A 24,539-nucleotide genomic window follows, 5' to 3' on the forward strand; every position below is an offset into this window, starting at 1 on the left:
TTCTCAGGTTGAAGACCATACTCCGGATAAATTTGCACAAAGGTTAGTTATTTTTTAAATAAAAAACCCCCAGTGGGTGTTAACCTACTAGGGGAGTTAGTTATCAGGGTGCATCTACCAATAATCTTTTCTAGGGGCATCTAGCATCTTCCGGGAAAAATGAACTCAATTAGAGTTGATGGTGATGTCTATAACGGGCTGTAACGTTCGTACCTCATGGAGAAGCAACCTATATGTAGCATCTCTGAGAGGAAAAGACTCGCGCAGATTTTTCTACCAGAGGCATTTGCGATCGCTATCGGTGACGCAACTAGAAAAAACCCCCAGTGGGTGTTAACCTATCAGGGGAGTGAGTTATCAGGGTCAGTTATTTTTTTTTTAATAAAAAAAACCCCCAGTGGGTGTTAACCTACTAGGAGAGTGAGTTATCAGGGTGCATCTACCAATAATCTTTTCTAGGGGCAGATAGCATCTTCCGGGAAAAATGAACGAAATCAGAGGCGATGTCTACGACGATGGGCTGTAAAGCTCGTACCTCTATGGAGAAGCAAGCTACATGTAGCATCTCTGAGAGGAAAAGACTCGGTAATATTTTTCTACCAGAGGCATTTGCGATCGCTATCGGTGACGCAACTAGAAAAAACCCCCAGTGGGTGTTAACCTATCAAGGGAGTTGAGTTATCAGGGTCAGTTATTTTTTTTTAATAAAAAAAACTCCCAGTGGGTGTTAACCTACTAGGAGAGTGAGTTATCAGGGTGCATCTACCAATAATCTTTTCTAGGGGCAGATAGCATCTTCCGGGAAAAATGAACGAAATCAGAGGCGATGTCTACGACGATGGGCTGTAAAGCTCGTACCTCTATGGAAAAGCAAGTTACGCGTAGCATCTCTGACAGGAAAAGACTCGCGCAGATTTTTCTACCAGAGGCATTTGCGATCGCTATCGGTGACGCAACTAGAAAAAACCCCCAGTGGGTGTTAACCAACCAGGGGAGTAAGTTATCAGGGTGAATCTACCAATAATCTTTTCTAAAATAAATGGGTCGCTACCGGATAAATTAGCAGAGGTTGAAGTTGTTACTGTTTGTCGATGGAAGAGAAACTTCAAAAGGGTTAGTTATCAGGACAGACCTACCAATTAAACGATCGGTGCGCTGCTTTACAAAATGGGTGTTTCAGGGTTAATCAATAGGACTGAATTTTCATAAAAAAACCCCCCAGTGGGCGTTAGCCAACCAGGGGAGCTAGTTATCAGGGTGCATCTACCACTTAAATGTTCTAGGTTTAACCACCATGCTCCGGATAAATTTATGAGAAAATTGATTGTTATCGTGTGTCAAAAAAACCAAAGTGGATATTAACTCAATGAGGGGAGTTAAAGATCGAGGGACATCCATCTATTAATCAAGTATTCTAGGATTAAGCACTATTTTCTGGTAGAGAATATCTGCGTCAGAAGTTGCTGTTGTTTGCCAAAAATAAAAAAACCCCCAGTGGGTGTTAGCCAACTAGGGGAGTTGAAGATCAAGGTGCATCTACCAATTAAGTGTTCTAGACCCAGGTAATCCGATCCGGATAAAGTTGTAAAGGCAGAAAAACCAAAACGACACCGAATCAGAAACATTTAGGGGTAGGATGCATCTAAATTATCAGAGGAAGCGAAAAATCGACTTGAAACTTTCGCGTTTCAAACCAGATTTAGGAGGCGGACAGGAGAAGTTGTGACCCAGGAATTCCATATTTCCGTAACCCCAGTAGGGCAAAATGACTACTTGGTGCGGACGGAACAAGTCGCGCCTGGGGTACCATTGGCAGAAGAATTGGTGACTTGGCCTATAGCTGATTGGTTGATGGCTGCTGGGCATTTGATGAATGACCCGTTGAATTCAGTGTTGCAAGGAGATCCATTTACCTCTGGCGGACATGAAAGCGATATCGCCAGAAACTCTGTGAATTTGGTGGCGTTGGGTCAACAATTTTATAACGCCCTATTTCAAGGCACTCTCAGAGATAGTTGGATTACTGCCCAAGGTATTGCTCAGAACCATCAACAAGTACTACGCTTACGCTTGGGGCTAAAAGACACTAGATTAGCTCGTTTGCCTTGGGAAGTGATGCACGCAGGCGATCGCCCTTTGGCTACTGGGCCTTATGTGGCTTTTTCTCGCTTCCAAAGTGGAATTTTGGGGGCTTCTCCTTTGCGATCCCAAAATATGCCCACACCACCAGAACAAGGTGGTGTCAGAGTTTTGATGGTAATTGCTTCTCCCTCAGATCAAGTCCGTCTTGACTTACAGAAACAAGAAGCAATTAAACTGCAAGCGGAACTTCACCGTCAAACGTCACGACTTGGTGAAAGTCGCAATCGTTTCCCAGAAATTGAACTCACTGTCTTAGACCAACCAGGACGGGAAGAACTGACGCAAGCCCTAGAACAAGGTAGATACCACGTTCTCCATTACTCTGGTCATAGTAACTTAGGCGCAAATGGCGGAGAAATTTATCTTGTTAGTCGCAGAACTGGCTTAACAGAAATCTTAACTGGGGACGATTTGGCAGGTTTGCTCGTCAATAATAATATCCAAATGGCAGTGTTTAATTCCTGCTTGGGTGCATACACAGCAGCGTCCAATCCCTCTGGAGATACTGGCGAACGAAACTTAGCGGAAAGTCTGGTGAAGCGCGGAATTAGAAGCGTTTTGGCGATGTCAGAACGGATTCCTGATGAAGTGGCGTTGACGCTCACACAATTGTTTTACCGCAATTTAAGTCAGGGATATCCAGTAGATTTGTGTGTAAGTCGGGTGCGCCAAGGATTAATTTCGGCTTATGGTTCTCACCAGATGTACTGGGCATTACCGATTTTATATCTCCAGCCAGAATTTGACGGTTTTTTAAGTCAGGAAACTGAGGTATCTACAAGTACAGATTCGCTGAATCAGTATAGTTCGCCTTTAGGGGTAACTTCCATGATGTACCCTGGTATGCCTGATGATAGCGAGATGCCTTTAGGAATGGAAGATATGATTCCTAGTGGTTTAACGCGGGATTCTGGGTTGGACTGGCTGGGTGAAGAGACTTGGGGCGATCTGGTTGATGAAATTGAGTATGATGACCCAAGCTATGAAGAAGATTCTGCGATCGTTTCGGATTTATTTCGTCAGCTAGATAACCAAAAACCTGCAACTGAACCGGATCGACAAATTAGCGAAAATAGTCTTCACCAAAGCCAGATTTCAGAGGAAATGACTTCTTCAGAAGAGTCAGCAGATTTGTGGGGAGAAGTTCCACCACCACCACCTGCAACTCCGGGAAACCTTGAAGAAAATTGGCAAAATTCTAATTTTTCGCAATTGCAACCACCCCCGCCAAGAAATCGTACTCGTCGCCGCAAACTTTGGCCGATTGTGGGTGTTGTGGGGATTAGTGCGATCGCCGCTGCGATCGGTTTAAATTGGTGGCAAAATCGCCCCCAAGCATTGCCTAAAATACCAGAAATTCCCGCCCAGTCTCTACCTGATTCTCGACCGATTCCAAAGCAGCCGAATATCGATTTAGAAATAGCAGCGACTGGAATTGTCACCGCTACTGCTACGGAAAAATTGAGTCAGGGTGACTTGCAAGGTGGGTTATTGGCTGTAGAAGAACTCCTGAATCGGGGCGCACTGGCTGCGGCTGGAACTTCCTTAAAACTAATTCCCAGTAAACAAGCTGACGATCCATCTGTGAATTTTTACAAGGGACGATTGGCGTGGCAGTCTATCCAAACTGGAGACAATAACTATAGCGTCGATGATGCCCGTCGTTATTGGGAAACTGCTGCCAAAGCTAAACCCGAATCGCTTTTGTATAATAACGCTTTGGGATTTGCCTACTACACAGAAGGCAATCTGAATCGCGCCAATGATTCTTGGTTCAAGGCTTTGAATTTAGCTCTCAAAGAACAGAACACAAAATCAACATCCCAAAACACAGCAGTTCCTCAAGATGCTTTAACTTCTTATGCTGGTTTAGCTCTTGGATTGTATAAATCTGCACTTAGTCAATCTAATGGTAAGCAGACGCAATATTTGAATGAAGCGATCAAATTGCGGCAAACGGTTCTCAAGTCCGATCCAGAAAATTTCCAGGTAGATAAATTAACTAAAAATTGGCTGTGGACGGAGAAGGCGATTGAAGATTGGCGATCGCTCCTTCAAGAAAAAGGCGAAGAACAGTAATCAGTAAGTGCGTGTAAATATTTGTCGTTGGGATGAAGCAGGAGGCAGGAGGGAAGAGGATTTTAGCATTAGCGCTAATGCTAAAACCTATATGGGATTTCAGCTTCCCTAATAGGGATTTTGATGAATTGCAATTTTTCAAGCTTCATAATAGGTAAGAAAGAGTTTGGTTTCAATCCCTAATAGGGATTTTGATGAATTGCAATGCTAATGCGTTAGCAACTTGAATAAAAGTATTAGGTTTCAATCCCTAATAGGGATTTTGATGAATTGCAATTATACTTTCATTGGATAATACGATAGTTGTTTTTGTTTCAATCCCTAATAGGGATTTTGATGAATTGCAATCGAAGCTATAACCTGGCTCGAAACAAAGACGGAAACGTTTCAATCCCTAATAGGGATTTTGATGAATTGCAATTTTTTATGAGCAATTTTCACGCCACACGGATTGGTTTCAATCCCTAATAGGGATTTTGATGAATTGCAATTTGGGGGTTGAGTTCGCGTGAGGCGATCGCAAATTTAGTTTCAATCCCTAATAGGGATTTTGATGAATTGCAATGTTACAGGGATTGCAAGGTGTACCAGGGCGGGTTTCAATCCCTAATAGGGATTTTGATGAATTGCAATATGGAAAGATTGCTTACTACTCACAGCCCCAAACTGTTTCAATCCCTAATAGGGATTTTGATGAATTGCAATTGGTGTTAGTTCCTTGCGTTGCAGTCGATGCCGGGTTTCAATCCCTAATAGGGATTTTGATGAATTGCAATGCGGGATTGGGCATCTAGCAGGCGCTTGGCATAAGTTTCAATCCCTAATAGGGATTTTGATGAATTGCAATGTCGTGACATGGATGAATTGATATTACAAATGTCAGTTTCAATCCCTAATAGGGATTTTGATGAATTGCAATTCTCTCCCATGCAATGCGTCTCTCAGAGTAAAGCATATGTTTCAATCCCTAATAGGGATTTTGATGAATTGCAATATTCCTGGTAAAATGACATGATTGGATTTTTTAAGAGTTTCAATCCCTAATAGGGATTTTGATGAATTGCAATAACGATTGATAGAGCAAGTCCGGCAGTAGCAGTCGTTTCAATCCCTAATAGGGATTTTGATGAATTGCAATAAGCGATCGCCCATCTACCAAGACTAGCGATCGCTGTTTCAATCCCTAATAGGGATTTTGATGAATTGCAATCAGATGGAAGTAGGCACTCGTGCCTATTTACTAAGTTTCAATCCCTAATAGGGATTTTGATGAATTGCAATAAAAACCGCAGAGAAATTAGCAGTTGCTATGGATTTACTAAGTTTCAATCCCTAATAGGGATTTTGATGAATTGCAATAAGCAGGAAAGTTATTAAAGCCAAGTCAAGATGTTTCAATCCCTAATAGGGATTTTGATGAATTGCAATTAGATGCCGAAATATCTTTTCGGTTAATGAATGAGTTTCAATCCCTAATAGGGATTTTGATGAATTGCAATCTATCTATTACAAACTTGGTTTTTAACTTTCTCTGTTTCAATCCCTAATAGGGATTTTGATGAATTGCAATCAACTTCATTTCTAGCGGAATCTGCTATTGATTGGTTTCAATCCCTAATAGGGATTTTGATGAATTGCAATTTTTAGTAGTTTAATTTGTTTTGGTTTTTGGATTGGTTTCAATCCCTAATAGGGATTTTGATGAATTGCAATATGATGGTTCTGCTTATTTGTATCAATCTCAAATTGGTTTCAATCCCTAATAGGGATTTTGATGAATTGCAATGTTACAGTACCTATACTTTATGTGAAGGCACTATGTTTCAATCCCTAATAGGAATTTTGATGAATTGCAATATCCGGTAATTATCGGATTCACTATAAAAATTTTCGTTTCAATCCCTAATAGGGATTTTGATGAATTGCAATAGTTTCTGTGCCAATGATTATATTGGTTTCTTCAAGTTTCAATCCCTAATAGGGATTTTGATGAATTGCAATAGTTTCCCCAGCGGGCATAGGATACTGCTGATTTGAGTTTCAATCCCTAATAGGGATTTTGATGAATTGCAATCAGGAGTGCCCTGAATGTGGTGCAGAAGCTAGAAAAGATTTGTTTCAATCCCTAATAGGGATTTTGATGAATTGCAATCCATGTTTTACTCCTATTTTGTGATTTGTTAATTAGTTTCAATCCCTAATAGGGATTTTGATGAATTGCAATGATTGGTTAATTTCGTAGCTGCCTCTTGGCTTTAAGTTTCAATCCCTAATAGGGATTTTGATGAATTGCAATCTTGAAAGTCAAACTCACGCCGTCCGTGTGGGATGTTTCAATCCCTAATAGGGATTTTGATGAATTGCAATGCGTGGGAATTGGGCCGACATCTTTCTACAGTGCGTTTCAATCCCTAATAGGGATTTTGATGAATTGCAATGGATTTAAAGGAGTTTCAGCCAGAGCTTGTTTTTATGTTTCAATCCCTAATAGGGATTTTGATGAATTGCAATGCCAGTCCGCCGATCGTGCCAGCTAAATTATGATTGATGTTTCAATCCCTAATAGGGATTTTGATGAATTGCAATAATACCGTGGTCATTCAACCAGCTAGTAACAGTCGTTTCAATCCCTAATAGGGATTTTGATGAATTGCAATCAGAACCATTTGCAAATAGATTCAAGCATTAGAGTTTCAATCCCTAATAGGGATTTTGATGAATTGCAATTTTTAATCTCCTATTAGCAGCGTATCGGCTCCCCTGTTGTGTTTCAATCCCTAATAGGGATTTTGATGAATTGCAATTCGGAAGTTTCAAGGTGTATTGCCTCACTGATACGTTTCAATCCCTAATAGGGATTTTGATGAATTGCAATAATGGATTCAACCGCAAAGTCAATACGAACTTTTGGTTTCAATCCCTAATAGGGATTTTGATGAATTGCAATCATCAACGCCCAAAAACCTTCAAAAAGCGTTGCGTTTCAAAGTTTCAATCCCTAATAGGGATTTTGATGAATTGCAATTCTACTTACTGTTTTGAATAAGGATTATATTGGTAGTTTCAATCCCTAATAGGGATTTTGATGAATTGCAATCTAATGCGGCTATTTCCCGTAGTTTGTAAAGTGCTTGGTTTCAATCCCTAATAGGGATTTTGATGAATTGCAATATTATGCATTATGTAGTTTTGATGGATTGTATCGAGTTTCAATCCCTAATAGGGATTTTGATGAATTGCAATCATCTGAGCAAACACTTAACACAGTTTCAGCAGGATTTAATGGTTTCAATCCCTAATAGGGATTTTGATGAATTGCAATTTAAGCATTGGTTATCAATAAAGAATCCGCATTCTGTTTCAATCCCTAATAGGGATTTTGATGAATTGCAATATGCCCCGAACAAAGGGCAGTACTAATAATGGTTTCAATCCCTAATAGGGATTTTGATGAATTGCAATGGCTTTGCCACAATCTTTACAAAGGACACACAGAAAGTTTCAATCCCTAATAGGGATTTTGATGAATTGCAATAGTTTGCTGGGTTTTTGCATTGCGATTACGATGAGTTTCAATCCCTAATAGGGATTTTGATGAATTGCAATAATCAATTAATTGAATAAAGCTCAGGCTATTTTCTATTACGATGAGTTTCAATCCCTAATAGGGATTTTGATGAATTGCAATTTCGGAGATTCGGCATCCGGTAAAAAAGCAGATGGCGGTTTCAATCCCTAATAGGGATTTTGATGAATTGCAATTTTGCGTAATGTATTTAGCTTCTTTTCTAATTCAGGTTTCAATCCCTAATAGGGATTTTGATGAATTGCAATTTGTGCTGAGTACGAAATATACTTCGATCCAAATAGTTTCAATCCCTAATAGGGATTTTGATGAATTGCAATTCCACAGTTTCAGCTGTCCCGTCCGGTCTGTGCTTTCTGTTTCAATCCCTAATAGGGATTTTGATGAATTGCAATAATACACTCTGTCAGCAGACTCACCGCTCCATGTCATGTTTCAATCCCTAATAGGGATTTTGATGAATTGCAATGTGAGATGAGCCGGATTGATGCCCAGGATAGGGCTGTTTCAATCCCTAATAGGGATTTTGATGAATTGCAATAGCGGGAGCCTGAAAGCCAAGCTATATTTAGTTTTCAAGGTGCGGTTGCGCGATTCTGGAGCAATCATAGCATTAGAGAATTCCTTTGGGAAGAGTGCCGGGAAAAGTTAAAGGCTGACATCCTAGTTTTTGTAAGCATTTCAGAGATTGCGCGGATGATAATTGGGTGATGAGTGGGGTGAAATGCTTACTGGTATTGAGATAGAAGCAATTTTTTGGGGGTGTGAAATTTGTACACCTACCCATTCGCGCATTTGACATACAGGAACTCTATGAGAGACGCGATCGCTAAAAATAATCTAATGGTGATGGGGGGCGCGATCGCTGCCTTCGGAGTCAGAAATCTCAATCTTTAATATGCTTATAGCCTCCCACATCACACACAACAACACTTGTAATTTTAGTCTTGAGACTCCTCAGAGATAGATTCTGATTCGGTTTCAAGTTCTTCTGTTTTAACTTTGGGGGTTGGAGGTTTAACCGGTTTTGGGCCACGCGCTAGTGCCGGATTTACCGGTGGTCTGCTTTCATCCCTAGATGATGCTTTTTTCCCTTTGTCAGATGAGCGTTCGCGGCTCGGTTTTGAGCTTTTGGGGTTGGATTCAATCGGAGTTACAGAATCCGAATTTTCGGAATTGCTGTCAGTGTTTGCTTGAGCCTGACGTTCCGATTTCTTGATTGGACGTTCTACCATTGTTGATTTTTGTAAATTTATCTGTATGGTACATCGGTTTGGTGACTATCAGACTGTTGAGTAGCATTTGTGAACTACTCACACTGACTTGGAGTACCAAGTACAGTGTTGGCTTCTGTAATCACGGGGGAGTGCCGCAACTTGGACTTTCGCCCTAATTTTGGTCTTACCTCCCCTTCTACAGCAGAGACGGCTGAACCTTCCGCCTTTATCCCTTCGGCTGCGCTCAGGGCAAGCATTCTGATACCCTCTGCTCTAATATTTACGGCTGCGTTCGCATCACGATCGTGATGAGTTTTGCAATGAGGACAAGTCCATTCACGGACATCCAATAATATCTCACCGATTTGATAGAAACAATTAGAGCAAAGCTTAGAACTGGGGAATCATCTATCAATCTCAACCAACTTTCCACCTCCGCGTTCTAGCTTGTAGGCTAAAAAGTTGGTGAATGTTCCCCATCCTGCATCAGATATTGATTTCGCCAATTTATGATTGCGTACCATGCCTAATACATGAAGATTTTCTACTATGACAGCTTGGCTATCGCTGACCAACTTATAACTAAAGTTTCCTGATTGATTCTGACTCCTGAATTCTGAATTCTGAATTCTGTTTATCAATTAACTTACTAAACCTCATCTATGTTGAAACCTAGAGTTTTTTAAAAAATATACTTTTGTAGGTTGGGTGGAGTGAAACGCAACCCAACATTACCACCAAATTTTCTGTTGGGTTACGCTATCGCTGCACCCAACCTACAAAACTACGGTTTTCAAGGTAGACGAGGTTTAAATTAAAAAATGGGTACGTTATCGATAGCTGAACGCACCCGACAACTATTAAACAAAATCAGGTCGTGCCTGTTGCCTTGATTTGAACTTTTCCTCTAAAACTGCCCAATTTTCTTGCTCAATTAAATTAGTCAATTCATCGAGGTTTTGACGATATTGTTGCAGCGATCGCAGCAATGCTTGACGATTATACCGCGCCATCATCACGCCCAATTCTGGATTCCCACCACCCACACGACTAGTATCCCGAAAACCCGAACTAGCTAACTTTTGGGCTAATTGCAAAACATCGGGGTCAGTTTCGCTCAAACAAGCAGCAATCAACGAAGAACTAACCATCACCGGTAAATGGGAAATCCAACTCACAGCGCGGTCGTGTTGCTCTGGTTGACAAAAATAGATATTAGCTCCGAGCGATCGCACAATTTCTTCTACAACTGTAATTGCATTAGTTGGAGTTGTTGTTATCGGTGTTAAGACATAAGGTTTATCAACAAATAAATCGCGCTGTGCAGCTTCTATCCCACTATCTGTTCTGCCTGCCATTGGATGACCGCCGATAAAATTATCCCAAAGGGGAGTAATATCCTTAACTATCTGTGCTTTTGCCGAACCTACATCCGTGACGACTGTAGCCGTAGACAAATGAGCGATTAACTGTTCAAATTGGGGCACAATAAGCGCTAGAGGTGTACAAATAAATACAACTTCTGCGGCGGCTAATAGGCTCAGATCGACTGATGCTTCATCAACACTGCCCAAGGTAACTGCCTTTTGACAGGTTGCTTCACGGCGACTAACTCCTAAGATATGATGTCCTTGCGATCGCAAATCAAAACCCAAAGATCCGCCAATCAGTCCCAATCCTAAAATTCCAATATTCATTTTTGATTTTGACATTCCGTTTTTTATGACTTTACCAACTATTAAAGTTGGCATCCAAGGGGTAGCATCGATGACTGTAGAGGAATTACTGGAACAATACGCAGCAGGAGTCTTAAACTTTAGTGGTGTTGACCTCCCAGAAGCTAATCTGAGTGGAGTAAAACTCAGTGGCGTAAATCTGAGCGATGCTAATTTGAGTATAGTCAACCTGAGTGGCGCGAATCTGAGTGAAGCTAATTTGAGCAATGTCAAGCTGAATGTAGCCAGACTCAGTGGTGCAAATCTATGCAGCGCCATTCTTAATAACGCCAGTCTCAACGTTGCTAATTTGATTCGAGCCGATCTAAGTCGCGCTCAACTTAGAGGAGCCTCATTAATCCGCACCGAGTTAGTTCGCGCTGACCTCAGTCGCGCTGATTTGTTGGAGGCCGATCTCACCAGTGCTGATTTGCGAGAAGCGACACTGCGCCAAGCGAATCTCCGTCACGCTAACTTAAGTGAGGCGATCTTGAGAGGTGCTTCTTTAACTGGAGCCAACTTGGAGATAGCTAACTTAAACGCCAGTGACCTGAGTCGTTCTGACTTGAGCGGTGCAAATTTGCGAGATGCCGAACTCAGACAAGCCAATCTCAGCCATGCTAACTTGAGCGGGGCTGATTTGAGTGGTGCAAATCTCCGGTGGGCAGATTTGAGCAGCGCAAATCTCCGGTGGGCAGATTTAAGCGGCGCAAAATTGAGCGGGGCTGATTTAATTGGCGCAGATTTAAGCAATGCCAATTTAACAAATACAAGTTTAGTCCACGCTAATTTAACTCAGGCAAAATTAATTAGAGCAGAATGGATCGGTGCTGACTTAACAGGAGCAACTTTAACAGGAGCCAAGCTTTATGCCACTTCCAGATTTGGTTTAAAAACCGAAGGCATAGTTTGTGAATGGGTCGATCTTAGCCCAAATGGCGATCGCTCCATTGTCCAAAATTTCCATTCTGAAGAGTCACGAGATTTTTTTAACGAAACACCGCCAACAATTCGGATTATTGTTGATGCAGCTCTAGAACATGAAGCCAATTTTGCGATCGCTGGCGCTTACTACCAAATTGCTCAAGAATATCGAGGGCTGAAACAACCTCCAAGCATTGAAAGTGGCCGTCGCCGGACTATTTTTACCTTTCATGTAGATAGCGACGAAGCATTATTTCCCACAGCTTACATTGTCATTCTTCCCTTTCTAGATGCAGCATCTACCCAAAAAAATATTTCCAGTATAGTGGAAATAATTAACAATAAAGTTGTTGCAAACCAAAACTTAAAATCGCCTCAGATAGTCAAACAATTAAATACTCTTTTTGAACAAGCTATGAATCAGGCTACAACAATTAAACAGATGAAAAAAAATATCGAAGTAGCCGCAAAATTAAATTTTTGTAAAGCCCCAGCCCAAATAGTTTTAACGAATTCCAGTGCCCACACTTTGATTGTTTACGATCATCCCAACTTTGGAAAAAGATTTATTAATCGCTCTGCTCTTAATGCTTCAGCTTATGATATATCCAGTGATTCAACAAAAAATATATTACCTCCATTAGATATTATTATAGATTTTGTTAAAGGATTTCATTATATTAATCATTAGTTATGGGACATTGGGGATTGAACTAATGACAAATGACCAATACTTCGGCTTCTCTTCGAGACGCTACGCGAACGCTCAGTACAAGTGACCAATGACAAATGACAAAAAACAAAAATTTTGGAGGAAAAAATGAGCAATATTTTTAATAAAATGATCGGTCGAACTCGCTATGTAGTGTTTCGTCTATTTCTGCACTTAGGGGGAGGTGAAGTAGCGCCAATTTTGGGAGTATTAAATAGTGCTGGACGAAATGCGATCGATGCCGATGGCGATTTAGAAGTTTTAGGAGAAGGATTGGTAGAAATTAGCCAAACCCTGCTGCAATACGATGAATATTGGCTTTCTGCTGCTAACGAAGGTGATGTATTTTGGAATGAGGGCGAAGCGGGAGATTACGTAAATGAATTATTTACTGACTCTGCCGAAAGATATCTTAGCGAACCAGATTACGCTTCCAATGGATCGAATGAACCTTTATCCATACCTGTAACCCGCAACGTCATTGTGATGATTACAGTAGCTTATGAAGGAGAAGTACCAGATTTGGAAACCGATCTTTCTAACGTTCAGGCGCTCAAGGAAGGATTGAAAGCATTGATAAATTTGCACTATAAACATAAATTAAAGGCAATCCAAGTACATTTCTCACCGGCACAGTTGGGCGATGAACTTAGTAGCGATCAACTGTTGCAATATTACCCAGAATTGATTCCTTTGTAATATGTCGGGTAGTCCGTACTTACTACTTAGATGATAAATTGTTAAGCTCAGAGATAGGACAATAATCCAATGATCATGACCATAGTACGTAAATTTACAGCCGTTTTTTTAGCTCTGAGTTTGTGTATCACAACTGTTGCTTGTGGTGGCGAGAACCAAAGTACTCCTCCAGCTAAGAACGTTAACCAAACCTCTACTAGTACAAAGTTGAGGGATGGCGAGTATCAAATACAACAAGCCACTTATGACGATGCAACTGGTGAGTATAGCCTGTTTTTACTTAACAATAATCCCCCAACCTTTGCAACTGAAAATTTGCAAATGGCGCGGTTAACTGATGATGAAATCAAGCAGGGTAAAAAAAGCTATCTGAAGGTAGAAAAAGGGCAACCAATTTTATATCTGACGGAAGATTTTAAAATTGAGTACGTCCACAACGTTACTGAGAATAGAACTAATCCCCAAACAGGACAACAAGAGACGGTTGTAGTCCGTCGAGAAAATAACTTCTGGGCACCATTTGCTGGGTCTGTAGCTGGTAGCTTGGCGGGACAGGCAATTGGTAGTATGTTGTTTAGACCCCAATATTATGTACCCCCTGCCTATTACCCAGGACAAGGATTAAGTGGCTTCGGTGGATATGGCGCAAGCTATGGCCAAGCAGTTCAACACTATCAAACTCGCTACAATGCGCCACCCGTAGCCGTAACAAATCGCACTGCCTTCCGCAATACAGGGACAATTAGAAGGTCATATCCTGGAAATACAAATATACGCAATACACCGCGTAGCACTACAGGTAATAACCGTCCTTCTGGTTCTGGTTTTGGTGGTAGTACGTTGCGACCCTCTGGTAGAGCCACTTCACCCAGACGCAATTCTGGCAGTGGTTTTGGTAGTGGACGTAGTTCAGCCCCCCGCCGCTCAACTGGTTTTGGCAGCAGACGCCGTTAAGAAATTTCAAGTTTATTCAAGTTTAATAAATAGACTGCCTAACAAGTAAAGGTAGTTGTGCATAAAGAAGCCGGAGGGTAACAAATCAAACCTCCGGCTTCTCTTGAATATCTATGCAATTTAGGAGGAGGAATTATTAATTATTCGGTTAAATAATATGAAACACTAAATACAAATATTGCTAAGAGAACAGGTATCATTTTATTAAAGTCTATACGCTTTTGTTGAACCATTTCTAAACAAGACATCGGAATCATCAAAGGCCAGAAGATAGTTGTCACCATAAACATCACAAACGAGAAAAATTTATCTTCTGGATTGGAAGCAGGATGATGTAAAGAAAATATCAACCAATTAGTTAAAAAATAGCATGTCATTAATAAGTAACCAATAGTTAAAGTCAGTTGTATCTGATTCACCGTGAGTACTCCTGAAGTTATGTAAGCTTTACTAATCATCATTCGTACAAAGTTATAACATATACATTCGGAACCTCACCCCGTATTTGCTGAGGCAAACACTCCCTTCTCCTTAGTAAGCAGAGGCATTAGGGTTGAGGTTAAAAGATGTACTTTATATAAACGACAACTGCTAGAGCTGTAGCTATTAAACCCACATTCCGCACCCAAAAGTGGCACACAGAGAAAGCAGTAAGTAAATCAAGAATCTTAGTAAAAATTGAGACAATTAATATCCAGGAGCAAAGTTAGTAGCCAGAATCAGGGTAAAAGTCAAAAAATAAATAAAATTAGCACTCCATAAGCTTCCCAGAATGAAAAACTAAAAATAGTTGATGGAATGTAGTGTGAAAATGAATTTGCCCTTGAATATTGAGGTAAAAAATCTAGATCACCTGGGGATAGTAGCAGGAATCATCGATGAAATAGGGCTGGTATCCCAAATAAATAAAATACTCGGACAGCACCCACAAGAAAAGGTAAGTGGGGGTCAGGCGGTTAAAGCAATGATATTAAATGGGTTAGGTTTTGTATCAGGAACGTTATATATGTTTCCTAAATATATGGATGGCTACGCCTGTGAACATCTGTTAGGAGAAGGGATATTACCAGAATATTTAAACGATGACAGATTAGGAAGAGTATTAGACCAATTATATTTGAAGGGATTAAGTGAAATCTTCACTCTAATAGCGTTAGCAGCAGTAAAAAAATATGGAGTAGAGTTGTCATCATTGCACTTGGATTCAAGTTCAATGCACTTACATGGAGAATATGAAACAGGCTTACCAGAAGTAGTGTTTGAAAAAAATACAATCACAGAGAATGAAAATAGAGAAATAGAAGTAGCACCACAACCAATAAGTATTACCTATGGTTATTCAAGAGATCATAGACCAGACTTAAAACAATTTATTATAGAGTTAATCTGTAGTAGTGATGGGGATATTCCCATCTTTTTAAAAGCAGCGTCAGGAAATCAATCAGATACGAAAACTTTTGCGAAGACTCTCGTGAATTTTCGAGAAAATATTGATATAGATGCGTTAATGGTAGCAGACAGCGCATTATATAGTGCCGAAAACCTGAATTTGATGAAAAACCTCAAATGGTTATGCAGAGTACCATTGACAGTGGGGTTAGCCAAGCAAATACTATTAGAAATAGACTCCAAAAATTTCATCCAAAGTGAAATAACAGGTTATTCATATATAGTCAAGTCTAGTAACTATGCTGGTATCGAACAAAGATGGCTGATAGTTGAAAGTCAAGAACGCAAAAAAGCAGATTCTAAACAGCTGATGCGCCGTGTTCAGCAAGCTCAAATAAATGGTCATCAAAAGCTCACGAAATTATGTAATGAAGAATTTGCTTGTCATCGAGATGCGAAAAAAGCGGCATTACATCTATCAGAGCAATTAAAATATCATTGTTTGACTGAAATTAAAATATCTAAAAAACAGTTAAAGCCTCAAATTAAGAGCAAAAATAACTCTCAGACTGATTGGAAATATTGCTATCAAATTTCAGCGCAGCTAGAAGAGGATAAAGAGGCAATCGAAATAGAAAATCGCGCTTCGGGAAAATTTATTTTAGCAACTAATGTTATCCATGAATCCCAACTCAGCCACTCAGACATGATTAAAGAATATAAAGCTCAACAATCATGTGAGAGAGGATTTGCGTTTCTCAAAGACCCTTTATTCTTGACAGACAGCATATTTCTTAAGTCAAGGGAGCGCATTGAGGCATTATCAATGATTATGGGGTTATGTTTGTTAATTTATACTTTAGGTCAAAGACAGTTACGTGAAAGTTTATTAGCTCAAAATCAAAAAATAAAAAACCAATTAGGTAAACTCACATACCGCCCGACTCTCAGATGGATATTTCAATGTTTTCAAGGTATTCATTTATTAATTATTAATGGGGCCTCACAAATATTAAACCTCTGTGATGAAAGATTATCGATATTACAATTCTTTCCTAACGCTTGTCAGCGCTACTATTTGTTAATTTGATTTTCATTTTAATCAAGCATAATTTTTATCAATTTTTGTGAGTTACTCAATGATAGTACTCTACTTTTTTCTGCCGGATTTTTTATACTGATTTATTTTACTCCTCACTCCGGCTTAATTTTTAACTTTTCATCCTTCACAGTTTGGTTTTGAGTCAAAAACTGGCTACAAAATTTACGTCTCATTTCTTTTGTGACAGTTCTGGTGCGGAATGTGGGATTAAAGCAATCATTAAGTGGTCTTAAAAAATCGAATAATTTCGCGGACATGATCGAGAAATTGCCCATCTGTGGAAAGTTGGGCGATCGCATTTCTGGCTTCTCTTGCCAAACGCTCATGTTCCGTTTGATTTGTCGCCCGTAATTCTTCTAAATTAGCGGCGATTCGGGCTAAATCTCTGCGAGTTTCTTCGGCAAAACGTTGTTGAGTTGCGGGTAAGGAATAGGGTTGTTCAGGATTGAGTTGATCTTCCAACGACTGGATTTTTTGCTCTAATATAGAGAAGCGATCGCGCAGTTCAAAAATATCTTCGCGCGGATACTTCCATTCTTGGCGAATCATCGCTAACCGCGCATATAAATATTCATAAGCGCGAATCGCTGGACGCAGAATTGTTAATAACAAAGCTGCACCAGAACTTATATATCCCACTGTACTAATACCAGTGGCAGCAAGAGTATAAAGACCAACAGCTGAGAATAAGTGTAAAGCAATGGCAACCCAGAGCGATCGCTTTGCCAACAATGTGACATACTTCACTTGTTTCTCATCAACTGGAATTCCTTTCTCTGTTGATTGTGCGGCTTCTGCTAAGACTTCTTTAGCTTGAAAATGCACATTCCACGGTACGGTAACAATTACCAATAGCCACCAAAAACTAGCACCACCAATCACCCAATCAAGAAAGTTACCAGCAGGGATGTGCAACCATTGCAGTAAGCCAAAAGCCGTTAGCACCACAACCACTATTCCAGCGATGGAACTGGCGAAAAAGTTAATATACATCTTGTCGTCTCCGGTGAAACTATACCTCGATCATGACTATGCCTCACCAGTTATACGGAAATGCTTGTGATGCTTTTTCTAGTAGCACACATCATACTGTGCAGAATTCAGACTTAAATTTTTTTTGATTTCAGTAATTAACAATTTGTAGGAAATCATGATGTCAGCCTTGTTAAAAAATCAAAAAATTCCTAAATTATTCACCAAATTATCAGTTGCAACTGTTAAAACTGCCTTCAGCTTAGTAGTATTATTCAAAATTGATTCTGCTCAAGCTTTGGCAGCTAAATTCAACATTGACCCTAGTGCAAGTTTTATTTCCTCATATACATTTAGTCCTGACAGCGTACCTTTTTCTCTAACAGATTTGGGAATTAATTCCGGGGACACAATTAAACTGGAACGGTTTGGCAGTTTTTCACCCTTTGGCGATCCGACTAATGAATATTTTGGTGCAATGTGGGCTACTTTCAGCGCTGACAATACCTTACTACCAAGCATCGGAGAGTATGATGGCGCAACGACTGACAGAGTTCCTGGCGCTATTAATGCAATTCTTCCCAACGGTTGTCTTCCATTGCAGTGTTTAGATAATAGTATTTTTTACATTTCACGTGTAGATTTTAATGGTGTTCTTGTACAAGTTCCCAGTGATGCAAAATTTATATTTATTGGTGCTGCCGACAGTTCATTTGGTGATAATGTAGACTTAAATCAAGACTTTGCTGTAAGTATCAATTCTGTATCTACTGCTAGTGTTCCTGAACCCAGTTTTATGTCAGGTTTACTGGTATTTGGTGTTTACATTACTGGTTTGCAATTCTTACGCAACCGTAAAAAAGCACTTTCATGATATGGGTTTACTCAACTAAATAACTACGCCAAATTGGTTGAGTATCTTTGCTACCTTTTTCGGTAATTAGCGATCGCCAAGTTTTACCTTCTTGCTGAATTTGCAAGTAAACATCAAAGGGTTGTTTTGGTTGCGTCAAGCGACGTTTTGGTAGCTTGAGAATCAAATCGTAGGTTCCCCGAACGTGGAAAGCTGGTAAATTTTCAATCGTTAGGGGTTGTTCTTGGGTAATTGATAGCCGTTTGATTTCAAATCCTTGAAAATCTAGATTTAGTTGTTGGCTAAGTTTTTGTTGAGTTTGTTCTAGCCCAAGTGCGATCGCTTTTTGCACTAACTCGCTAGTCGGTAGCAGTCCAATACTGCCACAAGCTGTCACTAGCACCAGCAATATTGCTGTCAAAACTAACCGCACCATGTTATTCCTGAGATTCCACCGATCAGCGATAGTATAACTGTAGTTTCTCTCAATTCTCCGATCTATCATGCCAAAACAGTCTATAGGTCTTGATAAACAACTCTACAATTATCTTTTATCTGTTTCGCTGCGAGAACCAGAGATTCTTGGGAAGTTGCGCCAAGAAACCGCCAATCATCCCCGGAGTGGAATGCAGATTTCACCAGAACAAGGGCAGTTTATGAGCCTTCTGGTGCAGTTAATTGCAGCGAAGAAAACCCTAGAAGTTGGAGTATTTACGGGTTATAGCTCACTTTCTGTAGCTTTGGCACTACCGCCTGATGGCAAGATTATCGCTTGTGATGTGAGTGAAGAATTTACTGCGATCGCTCGGCGGTATTGGCTAGAAGCTGGAGTTGCTGATAAAATCGATCTCCAATTGGCTCCAGCTTTGGAAACTTTAGATCGGCTATTGGCAACTGGACAAGCCGAAACTTTTGATTTTGCCTTTATTGATGCTGATAAAGAAAATTATGATGGATATTATGAGCGATCGCTGCAATTAGTTCGTCCAGGTGGATTGATTGCGATCGATAATGTTTTATGGTCTGGACAAGTAGCTGATGAGCAAAATCAAGATGAAAGCACCCAAGCAATCCGGGCGCTGAACGAGAAGTTACATCATGACGAACGCATTACCCTCTCCCTTGTCCCCATCGCCGATGGACTTACTTTAGCAATCAAGCGACCTTAATACAGCAAAGGCGCACAGTTAGTTGTGCGCCCTGATTGCATGTTCTACTTCTATTTACCTGAAGTTATAGCCAATTCCTAATTGTAGTCCGACATCAGTATCATCTACAAAAGCAGCATTTACACCACCTGTTAGCGTGAGTTTAGAACCGAGAGGAATGTCTACACCACCTGTTAACAGTAATCCAATATCAGTATCAGCATTAGCTTCAATTGCGACACCCGCACCTATGTAAGGAGATATACTATAGGTTCTATCGCCTACCGAACCTGCTCTGCGGGGAGAAAAATCTAAAGTCACAGGAACTAGAAATATTGTATCGTCCCCAAAGATTACCGATGGTCGCACTGAGAGATAATTTGTCAGACCAAGTTTACTGATCACTGTAAAGTTAGTGTCGCTCAGAGCTGTATCATCGCCGCTCAAACCAATGTTACCACCAACTCCGATATAGCTTCTGCCACCGCGAGTAGCTCTACCTACGTTAACATCAGGTGTCCCATTTCCTGTTGGTGGCTGATTTAACTGACTGATGTTAACATCAGGCGGAATCAGGACTTGGTTAATTGCATGGATAATACCATTGCTAGCTTTCACGTCCGCTTGGAGAACTCTGGCATTATTCACCGAGACTTGACTGTTAGCGGAATCAATTTTAACATTTACAGGTCTTCCTTCATCCGTTGTCAATTCCCCTGCCGAGAGTTGACTAGCAGTTACCGCACCCGGAACCACATGATATCTCAAAATCTTAACTAACGCTTCTCTGTTCTCTGGTTGCTGTAACTGTTCTAAGGTAGCAGCAGGTAAAGCAGCAAATGCGTCATTGGTGGGAGCAAAGACTGTATAAGGGCCTGGCTGTTGAAGAACATCTGCTAGACCAGCTGTCTTTAATAAAGAAGTCAGAGTTGTAAAAGAACTACTGGATGCCGTTAGAGAAACAATATCAGTACTTGTAGGAGTTCCAGCTACAACGTACTGACTAGCTGGAAGATTGCTAGCAATGGGTTGCGCCCGTCCTTGTTTAACTAAAGCTTGATATAAAAGTGCTGCTGCTTCCGCACGAGTCAAAGACTGTTGCGGATTGAGTTGTTTTACATCCGGGTAGTTGACAACAAGATTACTTACTGTCGCTGCTGCCACACTGCCAACAGCATACTCTGGGATAGCTGAGGCATCGTTGTAGTAAGTAGTGAGAGTACTTGTATCGCCACCAGTTAAACCTAAACCACTACTTAAGGCAACGATCCCCTGCACTCTAGGAATTTCTTGATTTGGTCTAAACACATTCCCAGGATAGCCTGCCAAAAATCCAGTTTCGTAGGCGTTTTGAATTGCAGCAGCGGCCCAGTAGTTAGCAGGAACATCACTAAATCCACCTGCACTTAATTGCCGAACTCGGTTTTGGTTACTGAAAGCTTTTTGAATCAAAGCAGCAAATTCCGCACGAGTCACAGGCTGATTTGGTCTATAAGTGCCATCAGGAAAGCCACTAATCACGTTATTCTCAGCTAGGGCTTGAATGAAGGGACGCGCCCAATAATCTGAGGAAACATCAGACAGGTTAACTGTTGAAGTCGGCGATGGTGTCGCAGGTGATGGTGTCTCAGGTGATGGTGTCGTAGATGGAACAGGAGTTTGAGATGAAGCTGGGGCAGAAATTACGATGGGAGTTATTGTAGCAGCTGTCATTCCCAGAACTAGCAAAGCAACCTTTGTTGATGACCAACGAGACAAACTAGACATGGAAATATCCTCTTTTCAATTTCTTGGGTTGATGATGTGGAAAATACTGGATGCAAGGTTAAATGAATACAAATATCTCAGATGATTATTTGGTTCGCCTCGACATGAAAACCAGAAATGAAACCTGTTAGCTCTGGAAAATTAAAACGCTGAACATTATGAGTAGCTGCTTTGATATCTCATAACGTTTATCCTCATGTACACCACACATAGTATCGAATTCCTATTTTTTTAAGAACCGCAGAGCACACTAAGAATTAAGCATGGCTCCTGTGTTAATATATGTTGCAACAATAAAGAGAGTTAATGCAAGTAGGCGATTTTATTCAGTTCTAAAATTCCAGTCAAGCAGTAAAATAATTGGCTTTTAATAGCCGTCTCTTTATAATTGCCGAGGAGGGTTAATGCCGTCAAACTCAATGTATCATGATCTTTAGCAAGATTTAATAAATAAAAGTATCTTGGCGATATGCTGTATTATTGTAGTTCGATCGAAATCATACAACTAACTCAGGGCTAGATTTTGAAGAAAAACTTTCATTCTTTAGATAGTTGTCATTAATGGTAAATTTTCAAATACTAGACTGGAAATTAGCGATCGCAATCAAAAATTCTAAGCCCGATCGCCCCAGCATTTTTGGCTAGGAATTTATTTTTTTAAAAAAGACTATTTCATGAAAAGGAACCCATAGATCAACCAATATTTTGAAAAGAGGTATAATCTGTATCGGTTCTGCTCACAACTCCTCTGGAGGGAAGGCAACAAATCCGGTTTTTACTCCACGTTTGAACCCTGCATTTTCATAGAAGTGCAACGTCTTTTCACGTTTTGAGCCACTCAGAAGCATCACTTTATAGCACTGTTGCTGCCATGCTAATGTTAAGGCATAATGCAGCACTTGTGTACCCAATCCTTGTTGTCGAAAATCGAGATGAGTGACAACATTTTCAATAATGCCGTATGGACGTGCGCCACGTGTCAAGTTGGGAACAATAGTTAAATTACATGTTGCTACTAGCTGGTTATCAACATCAGCTACGATGTAATACAAACGGGGATCGTGTAAAATCCCATCCCAGATAGATTGTAAAACATCATCAGTCGGTAGAGGTGCATCGACAGGATTTAGATGCTTATATAAAGCCAAAAGTTGGGGAAGTTCGTCGCGTGTAATTAGGCGAACGGTAATTATCGGTTTAGGCAAAGCTGTATTAGGATAATTTTTGACAATTTTAAATATCCAAATTATGGAAATGTCAATTCAGTGCGAGCAACTCCAGCACGTTGATGACGGGCTAGCAGTCTAACTGTACTACCTTGGGGCGCACGTACCACCCATTCCATTTTTGCCCGATCCTTGGTAGGATCGCTGTGCCGTCTAATGGGAGTTGAAGGCTTGTAGGCTCGTCCTTCTAATTGACCTAACTCTTCACGGGGCTTACCCGTTACCAAAGTTCCCCCAGGAGGCAGTTCAATTTCACAGATACAGCCTTGCACCAGTTTTTTTTCTAAAGCTTTTTGGGTGACATTAGTGGGCAACCAGCCTGTATTATGCACAACTAATTGCACCCGATAAGTATCATCACCCAAGCTATGGACACTGGCTTCGTAAATTTCTAAACGCGGAGATATTAATAGATGCCAAACTAGCCATTCTGGAAAGAGGGCTATTTCTTTCTCCAGAAATTCAGGGGGTGGATTTGTCCAAGCGTACATGGTATCCCAGCCGCCTAGTTCAATCTGACCGAGTTGGGGATGCTCGAAGGGATACCAATCTACGTAGCCTTTACCTGCAAGTTTCTCATCGTTCCAACGCAGCAACTTCAGGTCATCTTCTACAGAGTGTTCTCGTTGCCAATCGATGTATTTATAATCATTAATTCCAGCTTGGCGCTGCGGACTCCAGACTTCTACTGTCCAGGCAAATAGACCTTGATATTCATAAGCCCAATCGTCGAATGTACCTGTAATTACGTCTTTGGGGTCGTAGCGGAAATCATGAAAGGCAGAGATGGCTGGGTATTGAGTAAGTTCAGTACCTTTTGCGCCAATGCGTTGATAAGTGCGGAGGTCATTGACCGGAAATTCATCATCGCTGAGGTGGGTGTAGGGACGGATGAGAACACCGCTAAAGGTATGAAAAGCGATCGCTCCTGTAATATTAGGATGGGTAGTGATAAATTGAACTAGCGATCGCACTTCTGTTTCAGATGTAGGATAAGAACCAGCCCCCGATTGCTCAGATTCTTGCCGCCACAAAAATGGAAAATTCCGGTTTAAATCTAGCCCTTGCTTAGAACGCTGAATCTGAATCTGAACTCCGTCATAATTTTCTATCTTTCCTTCCGGTAGTACGCGATAATACTGACCATCGATTTCTGTAGGTTCGCGTCGCACCAGCAGGCGAGGTTCAGTCGGACAGACTTTCCAAGCCCCATTAGCATCGGGGATTCGCATCAATAAAATCCGACCATCGCCATCGATATCTTCCATCACTAAGCCATCGTTGCTTTCCTCATCATAAGGATAAGGGCGAGTACCGGAGCGAATAAATTTCGGTTTGTCAGCCAATGCCAACTCCGCACCATCAGGATTAACACGGGGGCAAATGTAGAAGGTGCGGGTATCCAAACAACGGGTAATTTCTGGGTGAGTACCATAAGCTGTCGCTAATGTTTGCAATAGGTATAAACAAACACTTGATGGTGCTAGTTCAGTGGCGTGAATGTTGCCATCAACCCAGAGGGCAGGTTTTTCTTGATGTGCGCCAGTGGCAAAGTTGCTAACTGTCAATAGCCAAATGTCACGTCCTTCGTAACTTTTGCCAATGCTTTCTATGCGTACTAGTTGGGGAAATTCCTTCGCATAACTGTGCAGAATGCGCGTTAAGTCTTCATAACGATAGTATTTATCAAACCGAACATCTGGCATAATAAACCCCTCATACCAATTCAAAATTCAAAATTCAAAATTCAAAATTAAGAAAGTGACAATTAGCATAGGTTTTATGGTTTGCATCTGTATCATATTTTTTGTGAATTGGTATCAGTACGAATTATTTTAAACCTATTGCCGTTTCAATTCTTGTATCAATAGCTGACAACGCTTACTAGCTTCTCTAGCTTGTTGTCTGAAATGTTTAGCTTGTTCGCGATTAGTCAAACACACTTCAGTTGCTTTTTTACTAAATTTTACAGCTTGACTACTGAGTTCTTTGATTCGAGTCTTTAATTCTTCAATTGTTTTCATTTCTACCCAATTCTGAGATGAAGCTAAAAA

The 24,539-nt window shown here is 40.6% G+C and carries 18 protein-coding genes, 1 pseudogene and 1 CRISPR repeat array; of the genes and pseudogenes, 9 read left to right on the forward strand and 10 right to left on the reverse strand.

From position 1 onward, the window contains the following. Window positions 1-503: 503 nt before the first annotated feature. From ACR5KR_RS02605 to hetF, 3 genes are all read left to right on the forward strand, one after another. Window positions 504-677, forward strand: coding sequence for a hypothetical protein (locus tag ACR5KR_RS02605; protein WP_448265339.1), 174 nt, complete (start codon window positions 504-506; stop codon window positions 675-677). Between the two features lie 149 nt (window positions 678-826). Beyond that, entirely contained in the window at window positions 827-1,012 is a 186-nt protein-coding gene (locus ACR5KR_RS02610; protein ID WP_448265340.1) for a hypothetical protein, read from the forward strand. A 710-nt stretch (window positions 1,013-1,722) separates the two neighbouring features. Next, window positions 1,723-4,221, forward strand: coding sequence for a cell division protein HetF (hetF, locus tag ACR5KR_RS02615; protein ID WP_448265341.1), 2,499 nt, complete (start codon window positions 1,723-1,725; stop codon window positions 4,219-4,221). Between the two features lie 98 nt (window positions 4,222-4,319). After that, window positions 4,320-8,348: a CRISPR direct-repeat array (repeat unit 37 nt; unit sequence GTTTCAATCCCTAATAGGGATTTTGATGAATTGCAAT). A gap of 400 nt (window positions 8,349-8,748) precedes the next feature. On the opposite strand, the gene ACR5KR_RS02620 is transcribed toward hetF, so the two are convergent. The 3 genes and pseudogenes from ACR5KR_RS02620 to ACR5KR_RS02630 all read right to left on the reverse strand — a co-directional run bounded on the left by ACR5KR_RS02620 (window position 8,749) and on the right by ACR5KR_RS02630 (window position 10,721). Next, complete coding sequence (locus ACR5KR_RS02620) at window positions 8,749-9,042, reverse strand: hypothetical protein (protein ID WP_445627892.1); 294 nt, start codon at window positions 9,040-9,042, stop codon at window positions 8,749-8,751. 74 nt (window positions 9,043-9,116) lie between these two features. Continuing rightward, window positions 9,117-9,611, reverse strand: a pseudogene (locus ACR5KR_RS02625) (RNA-guided endonuclease TnpB family protein); the annotation flags it as partial. Window positions 9,612-9,884: 273 nt separating this feature from the next. Then, window positions 9,885-10,721, reverse strand: a complete 837-nt coding sequence (locus ACR5KR_RS02630; protein WP_445632190.1) for a prephenate/arogenate dehydrogenase — start codon at window positions 10,719-10,721, stop codon at window positions 9,885-9,887. 70 nt (window positions 10,722-10,791) lie between these two features. Here ACR5KR_RS02630 and ACR5KR_RS02635 point away from each other — a divergent pair, with 70 nt between their 5' ends. The 3 genes from ACR5KR_RS02635 (at window position 10,792) to ACR5KR_RS02645 (ending at window position 14,028) form a co-directional block, all read left to right on the forward strand. Further along, window positions 10,792-12,354 (forward strand): pentapeptide repeat-containing protein, encoded by a 1,563-nt coding sequence (locus ACR5KR_RS02635; RefSeq protein ID WP_448270065.1) that lies wholly within the window; start codon window positions 10,792-10,794, stop codon window positions 12,352-12,354. Window positions 12,355-12,483: 129 nt separating this feature from the next. Beyond that, a complete protein-coding gene (locus ACR5KR_RS02640; protein ID WP_448265342.1) occupies window positions 12,484-13,074 on the forward strand; it encodes a DUF1517 domain-containing protein in 591 nt (196 codons plus the stop codon). 69 nt (window positions 13,075-13,143) lie between these two features. Then, window positions 13,144-14,028, forward strand: coding sequence for a hypothetical protein (locus ACR5KR_RS02645; RefSeq protein WP_445627890.1), 885 nt, complete (start codon window positions 13,144-13,146; stop codon window positions 14,026-14,028). A 140-nt stretch (window positions 14,029-14,168) separates the two neighbouring features. On the opposite strand, the gene ACR5KR_RS02650 is transcribed toward ACR5KR_RS02645, so the two are convergent. After that, a complete protein-coding gene (locus tag ACR5KR_RS02650) occupies window positions 14,169-14,405 on the reverse strand; it encodes a hypothetical protein (protein WP_445627889.1) in 237 nt (78 codons plus the stop codon). Between the two features lie 434 nt (window positions 14,406-14,839). On the opposite strand from ACR5KR_RS02650, the gene ACR5KR_RS02655 reads away from it, so the two are divergent. Beyond that, window positions 14,840-16,507: an IS1634 family transposase gene (locus ACR5KR_RS02655; RefSeq protein ID WP_448270067.1), complete on the forward strand. Its 1,668-nt coding sequence runs from the start codon at window positions 14,840-14,842 to the stop codon at window positions 16,505-16,507. 231 nt (window positions 16,508-16,738) lie between these two features. Here the strand turns inward: ACR5KR_RS02655 and ACR5KR_RS02660 are convergent, their stop codons facing one another. After that, a complete protein-coding gene (locus ACR5KR_RS02660; RefSeq protein ID WP_448265343.1) occupies window positions 16,739-17,512 on the reverse strand; it encodes a hypothetical protein in 774 nt (257 codons plus the stop codon). 160 nt (window positions 17,513-17,672) lie between these two features. Here ACR5KR_RS02660 and ACR5KR_RS02665 point away from each other — a divergent pair, with 160 nt between their 5' ends. After that, entirely contained in the window at window positions 17,673-18,365 is a 693-nt protein-coding gene (locus ACR5KR_RS02665; protein ID WP_448265344.1) for a hypothetical protein, read from the forward strand. A gap of 7 nt (window positions 18,366-18,372) precedes the next feature. Here the strand turns inward: ACR5KR_RS02665 and ACR5KR_RS02670 are convergent, their stop codons facing one another. Continuing rightward, window positions 18,373-18,780, reverse strand: a complete 408-nt coding sequence (locus ACR5KR_RS02670; protein ID WP_448265345.1) for a hypothetical protein — start codon at window positions 18,778-18,780, stop codon at window positions 18,373-18,375. A 67-nt stretch (window positions 18,781-18,847) separates the two neighbouring features. On the opposite strand from ACR5KR_RS02670, the gene ACR5KR_RS02675 reads away from it, so the two are divergent. Then, the gene (locus tag ACR5KR_RS02675; protein WP_448265346.1) at window positions 18,848-19,513 is read left to right on the forward strand and encodes a class I SAM-dependent methyltransferase; all 666 of its coding nucleotides are present in this window, start codon (window positions 18,848-18,850) and stop codon (window positions 19,511-19,513) included. A 54-nt stretch (window positions 19,514-19,567) separates the two neighbouring features. Here ACR5KR_RS02675 and ACR5KR_RS02680 read toward each other — a convergent pair whose 3' ends face one another. The 4 genes from ACR5KR_RS02680 to ACR5KR_RS02695 all read right to left on the reverse strand — a co-directional run bounded on the left by ACR5KR_RS02680 (window position 19,568) and on the right by ACR5KR_RS02695 (window position 24,509). Then, on the reverse strand, window positions 19,568-21,259 hold the full coding sequence (locus ACR5KR_RS02680; protein WP_448265347.1) for a fasciclin domain-containing protein: 1,692 nt from the start codon (window positions 21,257-21,259) through the stop codon (window positions 19,568-19,570). A 737-nt stretch (window positions 21,260-21,996) separates the two neighbouring features. Further along, window positions 21,997-22,464: a GNAT family N-acetyltransferase gene (locus ACR5KR_RS02685; protein WP_448265348.1), complete on the reverse strand. Its 468-nt coding sequence runs from the start codon at window positions 22,462-22,464 to the stop codon at window positions 21,997-21,999. Window positions 22,465-22,505: 41 nt separating this feature from the next. Then, on the reverse strand, window positions 22,506-24,191 hold the full coding sequence (locus ACR5KR_RS02690) for a M14 family metallopeptidase (protein ID WP_448265349.1): 1,686 nt from the start codon (window positions 24,189-24,191) through the stop codon (window positions 22,506-22,508). Between the two features lie 135 nt (window positions 24,192-24,326). Further along, complete coding sequence (locus tag ACR5KR_RS02695) at window positions 24,327-24,509, reverse strand: hypothetical protein (RefSeq protein WP_445627881.1); 183 nt, start codon at window positions 24,507-24,509, stop codon at window positions 24,327-24,329. Window positions 24,510-24,539: the final 30 nt, after the last annotated feature.

The sequence above is a fragment of the Nostoc sp. DSM 114159 genome (genome assembly GCF_053470285.1).

Bases quoted from the DNA above. Each gene is read 5' to 3' on its own strand.
- ACR5KR_RS02605 (WP_448265339.1), top strand. From the start codon at position 504: ATGTCTACGACGATGGGCTGTAAAGCTCGTACCTCTATGGAGAAGCAA.
- ACR5KR_RS02610 (WP_448265340.1), top strand. From the start codon at position 827: ATGTCTACGACGATGGGCTGTAAAGCTCGTACCTCTATGGAAAAGCAA.
- ACR5KR_RS02620 (WP_445627892.1), bottom strand. From the start codon at position 9,042: ATGGTAGAACGTCCAATCAAGAAATCGGAACGTCAGGCTCAAGCAAAC.
- ACR5KR_RS02630 (WP_445632190.1), bottom strand. From the start codon at position 10,721: ATGAATATTGGAATTTTAGGATTGGGACTGATTGGCGGATCTTTGGGT.
- ACR5KR_RS02635 (WP_448270065.1), top strand. From the start codon at position 10,792: ATGACTGTAGAGGAATTACTGGAACAATACGCAGCAGGAGTCTTAAAC.
- ACR5KR_RS02640 (WP_448265342.1), top strand. From the start codon at position 12,484: ATGAGCAATATTTTTAATAAAATGATCGGTCGAACTCGCTATGTAGTG.
- ACR5KR_RS02645 (WP_445627890.1), top strand. From the start codon at position 13,144: ATGATCATGACCATAGTACGTAAATTTACAGCCGTTTTTTTAGCTCTG.
- ACR5KR_RS02650 (WP_445627889.1), bottom strand. From the start codon at position 14,405: ATGACATGCTATTTTTTAACTAATTGGTTGATATTTTCTTTACATCAT.
- ACR5KR_RS02655 (WP_448270067.1), top strand. From the start codon at position 14,840: ATGAATTTGCCCTTGAATATTGAGGTAAAAAATCTAGATCACCTGGGG.
- ACR5KR_RS02660 (WP_448265343.1), bottom strand. From the start codon at position 17,512: ATGTATATTAACTTTTTCGCCAGTTCCATCGCTGGAATAGTGGTTGTG.
- ACR5KR_RS02665 (WP_448265344.1), top strand. From the start codon at position 17,673: ATGTCAGCCTTGTTAAAAAATCAAAAAATTCCTAAATTATTCACCAAA.
- ACR5KR_RS02670 (WP_448265345.1), bottom strand. From the start codon at position 18,780: ATGGTGCGGTTAGTTTTGACAGCAATATTGCTGGTGCTAGTGACAGCT.
- ACR5KR_RS02675 (WP_448265346.1), top strand. From the start codon at position 18,848: ATGCCAAAACAGTCTATAGGTCTTGATAAACAACTCTACAATTATCTT.
- ACR5KR_RS02680 (WP_448265347.1), bottom strand. From the start codon at position 21,259: ATGTCTAGTTTGTCTCGTTGGTCATCAACAAAGGTTGCTTTGCTAGTT.
- ACR5KR_RS02690 (WP_448265349.1), bottom strand. From the start codon at position 24,191: ATGCCAGATGTTCGGTTTGATAAATACTATCGTTATGAAGACTTAACG.
- ACR5KR_RS02695 (WP_445627881.1), bottom strand. From the start codon at position 24,509: ATGAAAACAATTGAAGAATTAAAGACTCGAATCAAAGAACTCAGTAGT.